Origin of the sequence: Streptomyces sp. NPDC005494, assembly GCF_042872025.1 — a bacterium.
Lineage (GTDB): Bacteria > Actinomycetota > Actinomycetes > Streptomycetales > Streptomycetaceae > Streptomyces.
Map to the genome: position 1 here is coordinate 43,142 of NZ_JBIAJR010000004.1, position 18,004 is coordinate 61,145.

Consider the following 18,004-nt stretch of genomic DNA (forward strand, 5'->3'; position numbering starts at 1 on the left):
GATACGGGTGCGTACGAGAGGGGTCAGGCGGCCCAGTCGAGCAGGACCTTGCCACCGAGACCGCTCGCGGCGTCGTCGAACGCGGCCTCGAAGTCGCGGTAGCCGTACCGGCCGGTGATGACCGGGGCGAGGTCGAGCCCGCCTTCCAGGAGCACGGACATGGCGTACCAGGTCTCGTACATCTCGCGGCCGTAGATCCCCTTGACGGTGAGCATCGAGGTGACGACCCGTGACCAGTCGACGGGGAACTCCGCGGACGGCAGTCCGAGCATCGCGATCCGGCCGCCGTGCGTCATGTTCGCGATCATGTCCCGCATGGCCTCGGGGCGTCCGGACATCTCCAGGCCGATGTCGAAGCCCTCGCGCAGTCCGAGGCTGCGCTGGCCGTCGGCGATGGTGGCGCCGCCGACGTTCAGGGCGAGGTCCACGCCGACCTTCCTCGCGAGGTCGAGCCGGGCCTCGCTCACGTCGGTGATGACGACGTTGCGGGCACCGGCGTGGCGGGCGACGGCGGCGGCCATGATGCCGATCGGGCCCGCACCCGTGATCAGGACGTCCTCGCCGACCAGGGGGAACGACAGGGCGGTGTGGACGGCGTTGCCGAACGGGTCGAAGATCGCGGCGACGTCGAGGTCGACCTTGTCCCGGTGCACCCATACGTTCGAGGCGGGCAGCGCCAGGTACTCGGCGAAGGCCCCGTCCCGTCCGACACCGAGCCCGAGGGTCGAGCGGCACAGGTGGCGCCGGCCCGCGAGGCAGTTGCGGCACTTGCCGCAGACCAGGTGGCCCTCGCCGCTGACCAGGTCGCCGATCTTGATGTCGACGACGTCCGCGCCGATCGCCGCGACCTCGCCGACGAACTCGTGGCCCAGCACGAGCGGGGTACGCACGGCCTGCTGCGCCCAGCCGTCGTAGTCGCGGATGTGCAGGTCGGTGCCGCAGATACCGGTGCGCAGGACCTTGATGAGCACGTCCCCCGGGCCGGTCTCCGGCTCCGGCACGTCCATCAGCCAGAGTCCCGGCTCGGCCTTGTGCTTCACGAGTGCCTTCACAGCTGCGGCTCCCTGTACCTGGTACGTGGCGAACACCCCGGTCCCGGGCACGCCGAATTCGGCCGGCGGCCCGGTGCGACTGGGGGGTACGGCGGGCGAGTGGGGGCGCGGTGCGTTGAGGTCCGCCCGTGGACCGGTGCGCGGGCGCCGCCCTCCGCCGTCACAGAGAAATGTGCCGCACGGCGGGGCCCCAGGTCCATCGAGGATTTCTTAAGCGCCGCCGCAGCTGCGCTTCACACCCCGGCGCGGACACTTAGGTATTTTGACATAGCTATTACCTGGTACTTATAGTCGGCGGATGCCCGCTCCCCGTGTGCCTTCGCAGGACATCGACCACGTAGCCTCCGCGCTCGTGGCGTTCCTGCCCGGGCTGCACCGGGCCATGGAGCGGCAGGTCGCGCGGGACTTCCCGCATCCCCGGCTCCCGGACGGCCAGCTCGCGCTGCTGTTCCTCGTCGAGGAGCACGAGGGGATCACCGTCCGCGAGTCGGCCGAGGCCCTGCTGATGAAGCCGAACAACGTCAGCGCCCTCGTCTCGCAGCTCACCGAGCTCGGCCTGCTGGAGCGCAGGCAGGACGCCGCCGACAAGCGGGTGGCCCATCTGCACCCGACGGCCACGGCCCGGGAGCGTCTCGCCGAGGCGCGCCTCCTCAAGGAAGCGCACGTGGCACGCGCGCTGAACACCCTCACCGACGGCGATCTCGACGCCCTCGGTGCGGCTCTGGGCGCACTCTCGTCATTGACGCGGCGCCTCCACTCCCCCGCCGGCTGACACACACGCACCGTTTCCGGCCAGGCTCCCGGGCTGTCTACACACCCCGGGCACCTGGCCGGCACGTGTGCGCGTGGACACGGCCGAGCCCCGCCGTACACGTACGGCGGGCCGCCGCCCCCGGGCGCCGTCCGCCCGGCATCCCCGAGTAACGAACACAGACAAGGCACCTCCATGTCCTCCACCACCGTGGACAAGTCCTCCATGCCCGCAGGGCCCCCACCGCCCGGCGCCCCCGGGAAGAGCCGGCGCACCAATCCCTGGCTGACGCTGATCGCCGTCGCCATCGGTCTGTTCATGGTCAACCTCGACGGCTCCGTCGTGGCGATCGCCAACCCGGAGATCGGCCGGGACCTCGACGCGTCCACCGCCGACCTCCAGTGGGTCACCAACGCTTATCTGATCGCCATGGCCGCCCTGCTGATCCTGGGCGGCAAGCTCGGGGACCGCTTCGGGCGCCACACGGTCTACATGGTCGGCACCGTGGGCTTCACCCTCGCCTCGGTGGCGATCGGTCTCTCGGGCTCGATCGAGGGCGTGATCGCCTTCCGCGCGGCGCAGGGCCTGTTCGCCGCCCTGCTGATACCGAACACCCTCGGTCTGCTGCGCGCGGTCTTCCCACCCCACAAGTTCGGCATGGCCGTGGGCCTGTGGGCCATGGTGGCGTCCTGCTCCACCGCGCTCGGACCGATCGTCGGCGGCCTGCTCATCGAGCACGTCAACTGGGAGTCGGTCTTCTACATCAACGCCCCCATCGGCGTCGTCGCGCTGGTCATCAGCCTGCTCGTACTCCCGAAGAGCAAGGACTCCACCGGCAGTCACCGTTTCGACGTGCCCGGCGTGATCCTGCTCGCGGTCGGCCTGGTGGCCTTGGTCTTCGGTGTGGTCAAGGGCGAGACCTGGGGCTGGACCTCCGGCGGAACGCTGGGGTCGATGGCTGCGGGTCTGGTCCTGCTGGCCGTCTTCTGCTGGTACGAGACCCGTCAGGAGCACCCGCTGCTGCCGATGCGCCTCTTCCGTAACCGGTCGCTGACCATCGGCACCGCCGTCACCGCGATCAACTTCTTCGTCCTGCTCGGCGTCATCTTCTTCCTGATGCTGTACCTGCAGAACGTGCGGGGCTTCACCCCCGTGGAGGCGGGCGTCCGCACCCTGCCGCTCAGCCTGGCCACCGTGGTCGCGTCTCCGCTCGGCGCCGCCCTCACCCAGCGCTTCGGTCCGCGACTGACGATGCCCGTCGGCATGGTGCTCCAGGCCGCGGCATCCCTCTGGATCCTCACCTGGGACGCCGATTCCTCCTACGCCGCGATGTGGCCGCCCTTCCTCGCCATCGGGCTGGGCGTCGGCATGGTGATGTCCGCCTCCTCCGACGCCATCGTCGGCAACGCGCCCAGGAAGGACGGGGGTGTCGCCGGAGGTCTGCAGGCCACCTCGCTGCAGATCGGGGGCGCGCTCGGCACGTCCGTCCTGGTCTCCCTGATCAGCGGCAAGGTGGGGTCCACACTGACCGGTGAACTGACCTCCGCCGGTGTTCCGGCAGGCGCTGCGGCCGGCTTCCAGGAGGCCAAGGACGCCGTGTCGATGGGGGTCTCGCCCGTGTCGGCCGACATGCCGGCGCAGCTGAGGGCCGCCGTCGTCGAGGGCAGCGGCAACGCGTTCATGAACGGTGTGCACGCCGCCGTGATCGTCACCGCGGTCCTGTGTGTCGCCGGTGCTCTGCTGGCCGCCATCGGCATGCGCGGCCGGACCGGACCGGAGGCCGTGGAGGACTGAGGGCCCTGCCGTCCGGCCCGGCCGGGTAGGGGCGCGCACACCTGTGCGCCCGTACCCGGCCTGCCCGTCGTCCGGCCTGCCCGTTGTCAGGGCCGCGGTACGAACGCCCTGACCGCCTCGGCCAGCCGCTGGGGCTGGTCCTCGGGGATGAGGGTGAAGCTGTCGGTGATCTCGACGAGTTCGCCCTTCGGCAGCATGTCCGCCAGCCTCCGGCCGTGGGCGGGCGGCATGACCTTGTCCTCGGCCGCCCAGACGACCAGCGCGGGACGGTCGAACGTACGCAGGGCTTCGGCCCAGCTCAGGAGGACCTCCTCCTGGGGCACCCCCAGCACGTACGCCCGCAGGTCACGCCGGATCGCGGCGGAGGTCCACAGCGGCGTGAACCACTCGTCCATCACCTCGTGCGGGACCGGACGCTTGCTCATCCACCCCCAGGTGAGGGGAAGTCTGCGCATCGGTCTCAGTCTGAGCAGGGCGAAGGCCGCCCTCAGGCCACCGGGCGCCTTGGCCGCGGCGTACAGGTTGCGGCCCGGCAGGCCGGGCGGGTAGTTGGCGAACGCCTCGCAGGAGGTGATCACCAGCCTGCCGATCCGCTGGTCCCGGCCCTCCGCGACGAGGGCCTGCGCCCCGCCCCAGTCGTTCATCACGAGGGTGACGTCTCGGAGGCCGAGCTTCTCCAGGAACTCCGCCACCAGGTGGGCGACCCCGAGGACCGTCAGATCGGCGTCCGGGCGCATCGGCCTGCGATGGGCTCCGAGCGGCAGAGTGGGCACGACGCAGCGGAAGTCGGAGCGCAGCCCGGCCACGACGTGACGCCAGAGCGAACCGTTCATCGCCACCCCGTGGAGAAGGACCAGCACGGGCCCGTCGCCACCCGTGTCCTCGTACTCCACCACTCCCGCGGAAAGCGTCACCTCGGTCATACCTCCAACCTAGGGCGTCCTGGTACGGCGCGCGGCCCAACGGGGCGTCAGGGCTTGATAGCGTCGCCCGCACGACTACGGAAAGCTCCCCGCCGGGGTCGTCGCTCCGCCGGGCCGGGCCGCACCGACAGGGCGGCGAGCGGCGGCCGGTGCGTGTGACGGGGACGCACGTGGCAGGGACGATGAGGGCCTACGCATGAGCCTCCCGCAGTTGCACTACACCTCCGTCGCGGCCGGTGACGGGGAGTCCGCCGGCCGGTTCACCGCCGTCACCCCCGCGATACCCGGGCCGGTGCGCGCGGAGGCCGCACCGCTGCTGGCCTACGACGCACCGGCAGGCACTCCCGACCGGCTCACCGACTCCCAACTACGGGCGCTGCCCGTCGCGTTCGGCTTCACGGCGCTCTCCGACGGCAGCCATCTGCTCAGCCGTTCCGTTGCGGCCGCCACGGGCGGCTTCCACGCCCATGCCGTGCACCTCCCGGCGGGTACGCCGCTGCCGGGCCGGGTGCTCCCCGTCGCCGCGTGGGGCGCCGCCGGCTGGCTGTCCGCGACGCCGGACCGCGCGCAGCCCGACCCGCTGACCACGATGGGCTCCGCCCACGGCCCCTCCCGCGGGCTCACCGGGGAGAGCCTCGGCGACTTCGCGGTGGCCCGCAGCCCGTGGCTCGCAGCCGTGCTCAGCGATCTGCGCCGGGTGAGTGAGGACCCGTCAGCGCCCGCGGTCGTGCTCGTGGAACGGCAGAGCGCGGATGTGGCTCGCTGGGTCGCGCTCGCCACGGCCGTACTGCCCAGGGAACACGCCGAGCGGCTGACCTTCACCACGTACACACGGCATCCCGGGCGTACCACGCACCAGGTCGTCGGTGTCCTCCCCGAGGACGCCCCGGACTTCGGCGACCCCCGTTTCCGCGTCCACGCCGCCTCCGGTCCGCGCCCCGGCGTGGTGGACGACGCCTGGGCGGGGACCGCCGCCCGGATATGGCGCAGCCGCGCCCCCGAGCTGTTCCGGGAGGCCGCGGAACTGCCGGGCGAGCCTTTCGCCGCCGGTCCGCTCGCGGTGACCGCGCTGGGTGCGGGCATCGCTCTCGGGTCCGACGAGCGCGCCGCGGCCGCCGACTGGGCGGCCGTGCGGCCGTACGCCCTGGACGAGAAGCGCACCCGGCAGCTGACCGACGCGCTGACCGCGCCCGCCGACGACCGAACGGCAGGCGAGTGCGCCGCCGCGCTCCGGCTGCTGACCGCCCTCGACGGCCGCTGCCCCGCCGACGTCACCGCCCCGCTCGCCGCGCTGCTGGTGACGGAGGCCGTACGGGGCGCCGACCCCGGCCTGGAGCCGCCCGCGCGCTCGGCCTTCGAGGAGCCCGCCGGACAGCGCGCCCTGACCGCGCTGGTGGAGGAGCTCGGCGCCGACCTGCTGGCCGAGCTCTCCCCCGGGGCTTCCCGGGACGTCGCGCGGACCGTGCAGTTGCTGCGGATCGTGCGGCTGCTCGGCATCGACTGCGGCGAGTTGCTGCCCGACGTGGTGCACCGGCTGGCCCGCGCGCTCCTGGACGACCCCGAGGCGGGCGCGTGCCCCGCGCTGCTGGACCTGCTGGACGAGCAGTTCGACGTCCGTACGGCGCTCCTGGGCGAGCTGGACCGGCTCGCCCCGGACGACCCGGCGGGTGCGGAGAGGCTGCTGATCCGGGTCTCCCTGCCCTTCACCGGGACGCAGGCGCTGCCGCACCTGCGGATGTGCGCCGAGGCGCCGGGGGCGAAGGCGCGCGGCGCGGACCGGGTGGAGGTCCTGCACACGGTGCTCCGCGCGGCGGGCATGTCCCCCTTCGCCGAACCGCTGGTGCTGCGGACCGCTGTCGGCCTCGTCTGGGGCGACGAGACCCCCACGGCGGGCGAGGCCCGGTCGCTGCTCACCGAGACCACGTCGGACGCCCACCGGACCGCCGGCACCTGGGCGCGTCTCGTCGAGGCGGCACTCGCCGCGCCCTACGGCGACGAGGACGGCCCCCAGCTCGCCCACGACCTCCTGCGCGGCTTCCCGCAGGAGATCACCGCCCGGGTGCGCGCCTGCCTGATGCTGCTGGACTTCGCCCGCGAACTGCGCACGGGAACGGCGGAACCGGGCTGGGCGGACCGCGCGCGCGAACTGCGGGCCCGTGCCGAGCCGGTGGAGCCCGCGATCCTCGAACACGCCTACGGCGCGCTCGCCGAACGGCTGCTGGCCCCGGACCGGCCCGAGGCGGAGCTGTACGCCTTCGTCCACAGCGGTGACGAGGACCTGCTGTCGGCGTACGGCAGGGCGGCCCGCCGCGAGGAGACACGGACCCTGCTGCTGGCCGACCCCTCGTACGTGGCGGACTGCTACACGGTGTGGACCGCTCACCCGCACGCGGGCCCCGCCTGGACCCGGACCCGGACCGCTCTGCTCGACGAGGTGCTGCGCCCGGCTGTTCGCTCGCTGGAACCCGAGGGCGTCTCGGCGGTGGAACAGGCCGTGGAGCGCGAGGGGAGCAGCCGCACCCTCGACGCCTTCCGCGCATGGAACCGCCCGTCCCGCTCCCTCGGCCGCCTCGGCAAACGCATCGTGGGCCGGGTGCGCCGGGGCTGACCGAAAATCGTTGCATTCGCGTACGTCGGCAAATTCCGCGCGGTTAGGCTGTGACGCGGCCGGGCCATCGTCCGGCCCCACGCGGATTCACGGGGGAACGAAGTGCTCGACTTCGACGACGTCGTCAACGCGCCTGTCGACCAGCTCAGAACGGCTGCCGAGGACTGGGCGGACATGGTGACCAAGCTGGAGCAGCTCGCCGACGACGCCCGGACCGGAATGAAGGCCAAGTCGGACAAGGCTGAGTGGGAGGGCGTCAACGCGGGGGTCACCAAGCGGTTCGTCACGAAGACGGCGAAGGAGTTCGAGGACGCCGCGGCAGCGGCCAGAGGCATGAAGCTACTGCTGGCCGATGCGCACACCGCGATCAAGGCGGCCCGGGACGCTCTCGTGCACGTACGGGACGTGGAGGGGCCGGAAGCCGGCGTCGTGGTGAGTGCGACCGGCAAGGTGTCACCCCGGTACGACCTGGCGGACGACGCCGGGGCGCGCAACGACCCCGATCATCCGGAGGCCCTGCGCAAGCAGAAGGCCGCGGTGACCGCCTGGCAGAAGCGCGTCGACCGGCTCGTCGAGGACTGCTCCGACGCCGACGAGTCGCTGAACCGGGCCCTGCTGGCCAACGTCGAGGACGGCAAGGACTTCGCCGCACCGGTGTACGAGAGCCTCGACGAGGAGCAGGTGGCCCGCGCCGCCGACCTGACGAGACAGGTCACGGGCGAGGGCGGCACCGCTCGCAACGTGGACGCGCTGAGGGAACTCGAAGACATCATCGACGACAACCGCGACGACCCCGAGTTCGCCACCGGCTTCTACCGGAAACTCGGCGCGGAAGGGTCTCTGGAGGCCTACACGAAGATGTCGCTGGACGCGACGGCACTCGGCCCCGCAGGTCAGGACCGGGTGAACATGGTCCGCAACATGCAGAGCGACATGGGGGCCATGCTCGGCCTCGCCACGCACACGTCGACGCCGAACCATCTCGACGCCACCTGGACCACGGAGCTCATGAAGGCGGGCCGCAAGGAGGTCGACGTCTCGGGCTTCGCGGGCTCCGGCACCAAGGTCTACGGATATCAGGCCCTGGGGGCGCTGCTCCGTGAGGGCACGTACGACAAGAACTTCCTCACCACGGTGGGCCGCGACATGGTGGCGATGGACAAGAAGAACCCCGAGCTCTGGTCGCAGAACCTTCCGTACGACCTGAATCTGGCCATCAACCTCGACGAGACCGGCGGCAAGGGCTTCAACCCTATGACCGGCCTCATGGAGGCCATGAGCAAGAACCCCGCGGCATCCACGGAGTTCTTCAACGAGGGAGTCCGGGAAGACACCGACAAGGACGGCATCGTCACGCTGTCGGACGCCGAGATCAAGGGCAAGAACGCCCAGAGCGTGGTCGACCACATGCTCGACAAGAAGCCGACCGCGGACTGGTACGACACGGCCGTGGGAGGGGAGTTCAACCCCGGCCAGACCGCTGTGGGCAACGCCCTGGAGGCTGCGGTCACCGGCCGCGTGCCGGGCGACGCCGACGCGCCCCCGGTCCCGCACTCCAAGGCCATGGGCGAGGTCATGGAAAAGGTCATCGACAAGATCGGCACCGACCCGCAACTGGTGGCGGCCGGACCGGGCGATCCACCCGGTCCGCTCAGCGGGCTCTCCCGGCAGTTCGGCGAGATGGCCGCCGAGTACATGCCGGACCTGCAGGCCACAGCCGAGAACGAGGCGGGCCTGATCAAGCCGTTCGGAGAAGCGGCAACGTTCGACAAGGCCAGGATGGCAGGATTCCTCAGCGCGGTGGCCCAGGACCCCCAGGCCTACGGTGCGATCACCAACGCGCAGCAGGCGTACACCACGGCACTCGTGAGCGATGTGTTCAGCCATCCGGAGAAACACCCCGACATGGGCGAGGCCGTGCGGAACGCAGTCCACCCGGGAGGGGAGATCGCGGGCATCATGACCGAGGCGCGGGCCCAGGCGGTGCACGACACGAAGGCGCACGAGGCGGATGAGTTCAACAAGGGGACCGAGGACAACGCGAAATGGGTGAACAGGATCCTCACCGCGGCGGGCGCCAAGTACGTCGAGATGATTCCTGTGGGCGGTGACGTGGTGGGATGGATCCAGGAGGATGTCACCGCGTCCGCGCTGGAGAGCGCGAATCGCGACACGTCGGACGCCGCTCGTCGAGAGTCCGCCAATGGGTACACGGACTCCGAGGGCGCGGCCAGGGGAGCTGCCGCAGCAGCTGTCGAGACGAGCGGCAGAGCCGCCGGCCTCACCGCTGATCAGATCGACGCGTACAAGGGGTCGGCGTCCACTCAGACAGCAGCGGCCCACTCCATCGGGCGCGATCTGGTGGCCAGCTCTCAGGCCAAGGGGAATTGACCGTGCACGCACTCAGGACACACGTCTGGGCAACCGTGGGAACGGCAACGCTGCTCGCCACTCTCACCGGCTGCTCCAGCGACGAAATCAAAGCTGTCCCGGAGGTACCCGAACGGATCTGCTGGGACGTCTTCACCAGGAAGGATGTCGTTCCTTTCCTGCCGACCGGCGACAAAGCCGACGTCTACTCCGACACCTTCGTGCTCCTAGAAGAGCTGGACGGCGCGACGTGCTCACTCGACATCGACGGCCGAACCCGCTTCCAGGCGGCTGCCACACGGCGCGACCGCGAGGACCAAATCGAATGGAGCTCCTACGAGAAGGGGAAGACCGCCCCCATCCCGGTCGGCAAGAAGGGAATCGTCTGGCCTGGCGGGGTGCTCACGTACATCGTCTGCGAACCGCCCGAGCCGCCGTCCGCACACGGGAACTACGTCGAACTGCGCATCAGCACATTCAGCGCGGCGGACGACAAGCTGCCGAGGAACCTGACTCCCCTCCTGAAGCAGTTCGTGGCGTTCGCGGAGCAGGAACTGAACTGCGTCTGACCGCCGGTGATCCGCGTGCTGCCCCCGGCTCGCCGGCCGGGCGTCGTCCCAGAGCCCCCGGGGGCAGCCTCGCGGATCACCTGCCGGTCCGGGTACGGGCGGCTCAGACGTTGGGCACCTTGAGCCGGTCCCAGCTGGCCTTGCCCGGGATGCCGTCGGCGCCGCTGCCTGTGAAGCCCAGTTTGCGCTGCCACGCGGCGTACGACGCACGGTCCGCCTCGGACCAGTCCGGGCCTGGGCCCACCGCGTACCGTCCGCAGCCCTCGGCCACCAGTCTCTTCCCCATCGCCGTGATGACGGCGCTGTGCCGCCCCACCCGGAAGAACGCGGCTCCGGGGAACGGCTCGTACGTCGCCGGTGGCGGCGGGCCGTCCGGGCGGCCGGCGAGGCGGGTCCGGACCCTTCCGCGCATCGAGTCCATCGTGAAGCCGCGCGGGTCGACCTTCCCCGGCTGCCACTCCTTGTGGCCGATCACCGAGCGGTGGTTCCAGCCGTGCGCCCGGCAGACGGCGGCGGACGCCTTCTCGATGGCCAGCAGCTGGGGAGCGGGCCAGGGGTCCTTGCCGTCGCCGAGATTGACGCACTCGAAGCCGTAGAAGGAGCGGTTGCCGTCGGTGTTGGCCTCGTTGTCCGCGGGCAGTGCCCTTTCGTCGATCACCGCGCGCAGGACGTCGTCGTCGCCGAGTCCGGCGTGGTTGGCGCGGCCGTGGCCGACCATGTGGACCGAGCCGTCCTTGGCGATCACTCCGTGGCACAGAGGGCCCGGCAGGGTCGAGTGGCCGTCGTAGCAGAGGTCCACGGAGCGCTGTGTGCCCGAGGTCACGGTGTGATGGATCATCACCCCGTGCACGGGGCCCCACGCGCCTTTGTGGTTGCGGTTGTGTGTGCGCCAGCTCCGGTGTTCGACCACACGCAGACCCTCGTCCCGCAGGGCCTTGAGCAGTTTGTCGGCAGACAGAGGCGTTGCCATCGGGTGCTCCTTTACCCAGGTGGTGCATCAGCTCTCTCGGGCTGTCCCCGTCGTCCTGCCCAGCCGCTCCGCCTTCCGAACCGGAGGGAGCGATTCTCCGTGTCCTCGGCGCTCCCGCTCCGGTCTCCCCGGCCGGGCCGTCCAAGGACCGGATTCACGGGCACGGCGCGGCAGGTACCGTAGGGAGGACGATTTCGTGAGCCTCCTGGCGGGCTGCGTACACCCAGGAGGAACACATGACGACGAACCGCGGACGCAAGGACGTGATCCGGGACCGGATGGCCGCGACCGGCGAGTCGTACAACGTCGCCGCCCGCAATCTCAAGGCCATGAAGGACATGGGCGCCACCCGCGACGCCCTGCTCGTCCAGCGCTGGCAGCCGGCGGAGTCCCTGGACGTGCCGTGCCCCTGCGGCGGCACGTGCGAGCCGGGCGAGACCTGTGACCGCTGCCACGCCCGGCACCGGCACGTGAAGCGTTACCCGGGCAGCGTCACGGACGTCGAGGTGTGGGCGGACCGGTACGAGTGCATGGGCTGCTCGGCGTCGTACACCCTGACCATCCGGCTGGCGGGGCGCCCCTGGGGCGTGGCCGAGACCGTCGTGCAGGGCGGGGCCGCCGAGGAGGTCGTCAGGGCGCGGGTGTTCCCCGGGGTGGCGCACCCGCTGCTGCGGGCCGACGCGGGCACGGACTCCGAGGAGGAGTAGGGCCACTCCCTCTACGGGCGGCGGGCGGCACGGCGGGCACTGGCCGCCGGGCCCCTCATGAACCGGGCGAGCGGTCCGGCCGGCCGGCCCCGGACAGGCGGTCGAGGCGATCACGGTGGGCCCGGGGCAGCTGGAGGCGCTCCGCCGCGACGTTCTCCTCAAGGTGGCCGATCCGGCCGGTGCCCGGGATCGGCAGGACGACCGGGGAGCGGCCGAGGAGCCAGGCGAGCGCCACCTGTGTGGGGGTGGCGTCCAGCTCGGCCGCCACGGCGGTGACCTCGGCCTCGGCCCCCGCGTCACCCCGGGCGACGGGGCGCCACGGCAGGAAGGCGATCCCCGCCTCCTCGCAGGCCGTGAGCACCGGGTCGTGCTTCCGGTCGAGCAGGTTGTAGCGGTTCTGCACGCTCGCGATGTCGACGATCCCGCGTGCCTCGCCGAGTTCGGCGACGGTGACCTCGGAGAGCCCGATCCGCCCGATCCTGCCTTCGGTCCGCAGGTCCCGCAGCGCCGACCTGGTCGGCGAGCGGGGTCGCGGGGTCGATCCGATGCAGTTGCAGCAGCTCGATCCGTTCGACGCGCAGGCGTCGCAGGGCGTTCTCCACCTGGTCGCGCAGCACGGCCGGGCGGCCGTCGAGCGCCCATTCGCCGGTGTCGTCCGAGCGTGCCACTCCCACCTTGGTGGTGATCAGCAGGCCGTCCGGATACGGATGGAGCGCCTCGGCCAGGAGTTCCTCGTTGGCTCCGCCGCCGTAGAGGTACGCCGTGTCGATGAGGGTGATCCCCAGCTCGACGGCCCTGCGGGCGAGCGCGACGGCGCCCTCGCGGGGCGGTCCCGGTTCCGTCGGCAGGTGCATGGCCCCGAAACCGAGCCGCCGCACCTCCAGGTCCCCTCCGACACGAAAATCCGTCGACGTCACGCGTGGTCCTCCCCCAGGCCAAAGGGCAACGCCAGCACCGGAGTTGACGCCCGGAACAGGAACGGGCGCGAGGTCCGGGCCCCACCGTAGCTGACCGGGCGGTCAGGGCTGACCGATCGGTCAGCTACGGTGGGCCCATGCCACGTCCGCCTTCCGCGATGCGACAGCACATCCTCGACTCCGCCCTGCGCCTCTTCGCCGAGCACGGTTTCAAGGGGACTTCTCTGCAGGACATCGCCGCCGAGGCCCACTGCTCCAAGGCGTCCCTGCTGTACCACTTCGCCGGCAAGGACGCGATCCTCACCGAGCTGCTGACCCCGCCGGCGGAGGGACTCGCCGCGCTGCGGGAGGAGTTGGCGCCGCTGGAAGGCGGCCGGGCCGTGGAACCGGCCGTGACGGGCTACGTCGGCCTGGCGATGCGGTTCCACCTGGAAGTCAAGATCATCTTCGCCGAACTTCCCGACATGCTCAGCCATCCGGTGCTCGCCGTCATCCCGGAGGCGGTCGACCAGCTCGCGGACGCGCTGGCCGGGCGGTCCCGGCAGCCTCGCGCCCGCGCCATGGCCCAGATGGTGATCGGCGGTGTGGCGGTCACGGTCGCGGCCGATGTCGGCATCGAACCGGACACCCTGCGCACCGAACTGGTCCAGGGAGCGCTGAGAACCCTCGGGCATCCCACCGGCTGACAGAAGTCGTCTCGTCCAGACCGAAGAGAAAGACGCCTCTTTCGCATGGCTATCCTGCTGTACCGGCTCGGCCGGTTCTCCTTCCGCCGCCGAGGGCGCGTACTCGCCCTGTGGCTTCTGCTGCTCGCACTGCTCGGCGGGGGCGCGGCAGCCTTCAGCGGGCCCACCACCAGCAAGTTCTCCATACCGGGCACCGAGTCCCAGAAGGCCCTCGACTCGCTCGCCCGGGAGTTCCCGCAGGCGGGTGGCGCGACCGGGACGATAGTCGTCGCCGCGCCCGAGGGCGGGAAGCTCACGCCCGCCGCCGTGGCCCCGGTGACCGAGGAGGCCGCGAAGGTTCCCGGTGTCGTCGCCGCCGTCGACCCGTTCGTGTCGAAGGCCGTCTCGCAGGACGGCCGCTACGCCCTGATACAGGTGCAGTTCACGTCCGGCGTGGACGGCATCACCGACGCGCAGCGGGAGGCGTTCCGGGAGGCGGGCTCGTCCGTCGCGGACCTCCGCGTGGAGCACGGCGGCGAGATCATGCGCGGGGTCCCGGAGGTCGGTTCGACCGAGGCCCTCGGTGTCGCGGTCGCCGCCCTGGTGCTGGTCCTCACCTTCGGCTCCCTGGTGGCGGCGGGCATGACCCTGCTGAACGCGCTGGTGGGGGTGGGTGCCGGCATGGCCGGACTCTTCTCGCTCAGCAGCACCGTGGAACTGACCAGCACGGCGCCCATCCTGGCGCTCATGCTGGGGCTGGCCGTAGGCATCGACTACGCGCTGTTCATCACCTCCCGTCATCGCCAGTACCTCGCGGAAGGCATGGACGCGGAGGAGGCGGCGGGCCGGGCCACCGGAACCGCCGGTTCGGCCGTCGTCTTCGCCGGGGCCACGGTCGTCATCGCCCTGGCGGCCCTCTCGGTCGCCGGTGTCCCCTTCCTCACGGTCATGGGACTGGCGGCCGCCGCCACGGTGGCTCTCGCGGTACTCGTCTCGCTCACCCTCCTTCCCGCAGTCCTGGGCTTCGCCGGTGACCGCGTCCTGCCCCGCAGGCTTCGGGGCCGCACTCCCGTGCCCGCTCCGGCCCAGCCGGCGGACGAGACGGCCGGGGCACCGGCCGGGAACGCGTTCGGCTTCCGGTGGGGCCGGATCGTGGCGCGGCTGCGCGTCCCGGTCCTCCTGCTCGGCGTGGTCGGCCTCGGGGCGCTCGCGCTGCCCGTGCAGGACATGCGGCTCTCCCTTCCGGACGCGAGCACCGAGGCGGTCGGGTCGCCCAACCGTGAGGCCTACGACCTGACCACCGAAGGGTTCGGCGAGGGCTTCAACGGCCGGCTGATCGCCGTCGTGTCCGGCGACGACGCGCGCTCGACCGAGGTCGCGGCGAAGGAGGCCGCCGCGCTCATCACGTCGACCGAAGGCGTCCTGGCCGTCGCCGCCCCGCAGATGAACGAGAAGGGCACCACCGCCCTGCTGGCCGTGATCCCGAAGACGGGGCCCACGGCCGCCGCGACGGAGGAGACGGTCCACGCGATCCGTGACCGGGTCGGAGAGGTCCGGGGCGCGGCGATCGCGATGACCGGTGCCACCGCCGTCGGCATCGACGTCTCCGAGAAGCTCGCCGACGCCCTGCCGGTCTATCTCCTGCTGGTGGTCGGGCTGTCCGTCCTGCTGCTGATGCTCGTCTTCCGGTCGTTCCTGGTGCCCGTCAAGGCGGCGCTGGGCTTCCTGCTGACCATCGGGGCCACCTTCGGCATCACCGTCGCGATCTTCCAGGAGGGCCACCTCGCGTCGCTGGTCGGCCTCGACACTCCCGGCCCGCTGGTCAGCTTCCTGCCCATCCTGCTGATCGGCATCCTCTTCGGCCTGGCCATGGACTACGAGGTCTTCCTGGTCTCGCGGATGCGGGAGGACTTCGTCCACGGTGCCGACGCGCGCGAGGCCGTCATCAGCGGTGTCGGCCACAACGCGCGCGTCGTGACGGCCGCCGCGGTGATCATGACCGCTGTGTTCGGCGGGTTCGTCTTCATGCACGACCCGGTCATCAAGTCCATGGGGTTCGCCCTGGCGATCGGCGTGCTCATCGACGCGTTCGTCGTACGGATGGCGCTGGTGCCCGCGGTCATGCACCTGCTGGGACGCGCGGCCTGGTGGCTGCCCCGTACGGTCGACCGGGCGCTGCCCGACCTGGACATCGAGGGCGAGCGGCTGAGCAGCCGGATCCCGGTGCCGGAGCAGGCCGTCGAGCTCGTGAAGACGTGAGCACGCGCCCGCCCCCGTCCGGGAGCGGGCCTCGCGTGACGGAACGGCCCCGCCGGGAGGAGTCCTCCCGGCGGGGCCGTTCCGTCACGCGTCCGGTGGCGTGATCAGCTCTCGTCCGGCGCCAGGGTCAGCGAGATGGAGTTGATGCAGTAGCGCTGGTCCGTGGGGGTCGGGTAGCCCTCGCCCTCGAAGACGTGGCCCAGGTGCGAGCCGCAGCGGGCGCAGCGCACCTCGGTGCGGGCCATGCCGAGGCTGTTGTCCTGGAGCAGTTCGACCGCGTCGGTGTCCTTCGGGTCGTAGAAGGACGGCCAGCCGCAGTGCGACTCGAACTTCGTGTCCGAGCGGAACAGCTCCGCGCCACAGGCACGGCAGGAGTAGACGCCCGCCGTCTTGGTGTCGGTGTACTCACCCACGAAGGCGGGTTCGGTGCCGGCCTTGCGCAGCACCGCGTACTCGGCGGGGGTCAGCTCCGCCCGCCATTGCTCGTCCGGCTTCTCGACGTCGTACGACACGGTGGCTCCCTCAGCTCGACAGGTGGTCCAGGATCTGCGGGCCGAGGTCGGTGACGTCGCCCGCTCCCATGGTGAGAACGAGATCGCCGGGCTTCGCCATTCCCGCGACGGCGGCCGGGACCGCGGCCTTGTCGTGGACGGCTGTGACCTCCGCGCCCGCTGCCTTCGCGGCGTCGATGATCAGCTCGCTGGTGACCCCCGGGACCGGGTCCTCACGGGCCGGGTAGATGTCCAGGACCAGGGACGCGTCGGCGAGGGCGAGTGCCTGCCCCATCTCCGTGCCGAGCTCCTGGGTGCGGGAGAAGAGGTGCGGCTGGAAGACCACCAGGATGCGCGCGTCGGTGGCCGCCCCGCGCATGGCCTCCAGGTCGGCGGTCATCTCGGTGGGGTGGTGCGCGTACGAGTCGATGACCTGGACGCCGGCCGCCTCGCCCTTGAGCTGGAGCCTGCGCTTGACCCCGGTGTACTTGCCGATGGCGGAGGCCAGGTTGTGCGCGGGGATGCCGAGGGCGACACCGGCGGCGAGCGCGGCGACCGCGTTGTGCGCGTAGTGGCGGCCGGGCACGGAGACCGTGAAGGTGAGGTACTTGCCGTTGAGCACGACCGTGACCTCGCTGGTCAGGCCGCGGGGGGTGACCTTGTGGACGCGTACGTCGGCGCCTTCGGACTCCCCGTAGGTGACGACGTCGAGCGAGGAGATGTCCCGGACGCGCCGCGTGAGCTCGGCCGCGCCGGGCTGGTCGGCGGCGACGACCAGGGTGCCGCCGGGGACGACCTTGCCGACGAAGGTCTCGAAGGACTCGTAGATCTCGTCCATCGACGCGTAGTTCGCGTGGTGGTCCAGCTCGACGTTGAGGACGATCGCGACCTGCGGGGCGTACTTGTGGAAGCTCCGGTCGCTCTCGTCGGCCTCGGCGACGAAGATGTCGCCGCCGCCGTGCGTGGCGTTGGTGCCGGGGCCCTCCAGGTCTCCGCCGATGGCGTACGAGGGGTCGAGGCCCAGCTCGGACAGGGCCACGGCGAGCATCGAGGTGGTGGTGGTCTTGCCGTGGGTGCCGGCGACCGCCACGGCACGCAGGCCGTCCATCAGGGAGGCGAGCGCGTCGGAGCGGTGCACGACCGGAATGCCCAGCTCGGCGGCGCGGGCCAGCTCGGGGTTGTCGGCGCGGATGGCGCTGGAGACGACCACCGAGGTGGCGTCGTCCGCGAGGTGCCCGGCGGCGTGCCCGATGTGGACGGTCGCGCCCAGCGCGCGCAGGGCGTCGGCGGTCGCGGACTCCCGGGCGTCGCTGCCCGCCACCTTCGCGCCGCGCTGGGCCAGGATCTTCGCGATGCCCGACATTCCGGCGCCGCCGATGCCGATGAAGTGCGGCCGTTCCAGGGCGGCAGGAATACCGGGTGCCATACGTGTCTCTCCCGAGGTGTGACGTGTGTCTGGGTCCGCCCCAGCCTATTCGCTGTGCGCGAAGAGCTTGAGCACCGGTACGCCGACCTTGTGGCGGGCCCGCGAGGCCCAGTCCCGGTGGAAGAACTCCTCGACGTAGTGCGGCGCCGTCAGCACGATGACCTCGTCGGCCCCGGAGTCGTCGACCACCGTCTTCAGCTTGTCCAGGGGGTGGTCCTCGATCACCTGTCCTACGGCTTCCGAGCCCGCCTGCCGCAGCTCCCGGAGTGAGTACTCCAGGGCCATCTCGGCCGGCTCTCTCGCCTCCTTGCCCTCCGGCCGCTCCCCCTCGCGGACGGCCTCCCGGAGCTCGCCGATCGCCACGTCGTCGATCGCGCGGAGCAGCACGTCGGCCTGGTCGCTGCGGGGCTGCATCAGGACGACGAACGAGATCCGCTCCTCGCCGTGGAGGGTGGTGACGAACTCCACGTCCTCGGGAGTGAGCGGCTTCTCGATCATCAAA

14 protein-coding genes and 1 pseudogene are annotated in these 18,004 nt (G+C 71.4%); 8 read left to right on the top strand and 7 right to left on the bottom strand.

The window, feature by feature from the left end; all coding sequences use genetic code 11:
* Positions 1-23 precede the first annotated feature (23 nt).
* Positions 24-1,052 carry an L-threonine 3-dehydrogenase gene (gene tdh, locus ACFYQ6_RS14075; protein WP_388763066.1) on the bottom strand — a complete coding sequence of 343 codons (1,029 nt, stop codon included), beginning with the start codon at positions 1,050-1,052 and terminating at the stop codon, positions 24-26.
* A 298-nt stretch (positions 1,053-1,350) separates the two neighbouring features.
* Between tdh and ACFYQ6_RS14080 the strand changes: the two genes are divergently transcribed.
* Positions 1,351-1,824 (top strand): MarR family transcriptional regulator, encoded by a 474-nt coding sequence (locus tag ACFYQ6_RS14080; RefSeq protein WP_361583910.1) that lies wholly within the window; start codon positions 1,351-1,353, stop codon positions 1,822-1,824.
* A gap of 174 nt (positions 1,825-1,998) precedes the next feature.
* Positions 1,999-3,597, top strand: coding sequence for a DHA2 family efflux MFS transporter permease subunit (locus ACFYQ6_RS14085; protein ID WP_361583907.1), 1,599 nt, complete (start codon positions 1,999-2,001; stop codon positions 3,595-3,597).
* Positions 3,598-3,683: 86 nt separating this feature from the next.
* Here ACFYQ6_RS14085 and ACFYQ6_RS14090 read toward each other — a convergent pair whose 3' ends face one another.
* Entirely contained in the window at positions 3,684-4,520 is an 837-nt protein-coding gene (locus tag ACFYQ6_RS14090) for an alpha/beta hydrolase (protein WP_361583905.1), read from the bottom strand.
* Between the two features lie 196 nt (positions 4,521-4,716).
* Between ACFYQ6_RS14090 and ACFYQ6_RS14095 the strand changes: the two genes are divergently transcribed.
* From ACFYQ6_RS14095 to ACFYQ6_RS14105, 3 genes are all read left to right on the top strand, one after another.
* The gene (locus ACFYQ6_RS14095; RefSeq protein ID WP_388763069.1) at positions 4,717-7,128 is read left to right on the top strand and encodes a GTPase-associated protein 1-related protein; all 2,412 of its coding nucleotides are present in this window, start codon (positions 4,717-4,719) and stop codon (positions 7,126-7,128) included.
* A gap of 102 nt (positions 7,129-7,230) precedes the next feature.
* On the top strand, positions 7,231-9,519 hold the full coding sequence (locus tag ACFYQ6_RS14100; protein ID WP_388763071.1) for a hypothetical protein: 2,289 nt from the start codon (positions 7,231-7,233) through the stop codon (positions 9,517-9,519).
* A 2-nt stretch (positions 9,520-9,521) separates the two neighbouring features.
* The gene (locus ACFYQ6_RS14105) at positions 9,522-10,067 is read left to right on the top strand and encodes a hypothetical protein (RefSeq protein WP_388763073.1); all 546 of its coding nucleotides are present in this window, start codon (positions 9,522-9,524) and stop codon (positions 10,065-10,067) included.
* Between the two features lie 103 nt (positions 10,068-10,170).
* On the opposite strand, the gene ACFYQ6_RS14110 is transcribed toward ACFYQ6_RS14105, so the two are convergent.
* Entirely contained in the window at positions 10,171-11,037 is an 867-nt protein-coding gene (locus ACFYQ6_RS14110) for a peptidoglycan-binding protein (protein WP_361583896.1), read from the bottom strand.
* Positions 11,038-11,273: 236 nt separating this feature from the next.
* Between ACFYQ6_RS14110 and ACFYQ6_RS14115 the strand changes: the two genes are divergently transcribed.
* On the top strand, positions 11,274-11,744 hold the full coding sequence (locus ACFYQ6_RS14115) for a hypothetical protein (protein WP_361583893.1): 471 nt from the start codon (positions 11,274-11,276) through the stop codon (positions 11,742-11,744).
* A 55-nt stretch (positions 11,745-11,799) separates the two neighbouring features.
* Here ACFYQ6_RS14115 and ACFYQ6_RS14120 read toward each other — a convergent pair.
* Positions 11,800-12,598, bottom strand: a pseudogene (locus ACFYQ6_RS14120) (aldo/keto reductase).
* 200 nt (positions 12,599-12,798) lie between these two features.
* Between ACFYQ6_RS14120 and ACFYQ6_RS14125 the strand changes: the two are divergent.
* Together ACFYQ6_RS14125 and ACFYQ6_RS14130 are read left to right on the top strand one after the other, a co-directional pair.
* Positions 12,799-13,347, top strand: a complete 549-nt coding sequence (locus tag ACFYQ6_RS14125) for a helix-turn-helix domain-containing protein (protein ID WP_361583891.1) — start codon at positions 12,799-12,801, stop codon at positions 13,345-13,347.
* 45 nt (positions 13,348-13,392) lie between these two features.
* Positions 13,393-15,585: an MMPL family transporter gene (locus ACFYQ6_RS14130; protein ID WP_388763075.1), complete on the top strand. Its 2,193-nt coding sequence runs from the start codon at positions 13,393-13,395 to the stop codon at positions 15,583-15,585.
* Positions 15,586-15,689: 104 nt separating this feature from the next.
* Here ACFYQ6_RS14130 and msrB read toward each other — a convergent pair whose 3' ends face one another.
* The 3 genes from msrB to ACFYQ6_RS14145 are packed head-to-tail and all read right to left on the bottom strand — an operon-like array spanning position 15,690 to position 18,000.
* Positions 15,690-16,097, bottom strand: coding sequence for a peptide-methionine (R)-S-oxide reductase MsrB (gene msrB / locus ACFYQ6_RS14135; RefSeq protein ID WP_203183216.1), 408 nt, complete (start codon positions 16,095-16,097; stop codon positions 15,690-15,692).
* A gap of 10 nt (positions 16,098-16,107) precedes the next feature.
* Complete coding sequence (murC, locus tag ACFYQ6_RS14140) at positions 16,108-17,502, bottom strand: UDP-N-acetylmuramate--L-alanine ligase (RefSeq protein ID WP_388763078.1); 1,395 nt, start codon at positions 17,500-17,502, stop codon at positions 16,108-16,110.
* Between the two features lie 45 nt (positions 17,503-17,547).
* A complete protein-coding gene (locus ACFYQ6_RS14145) occupies positions 17,548-18,000 on the bottom strand; it encodes an indole-3-glycerol phosphate synthase (RefSeq protein ID WP_361583882.1) in 453 nt (150 codons plus the stop codon).
* Positions 18,001-18,004 lie beyond the last annotated feature (4 nt).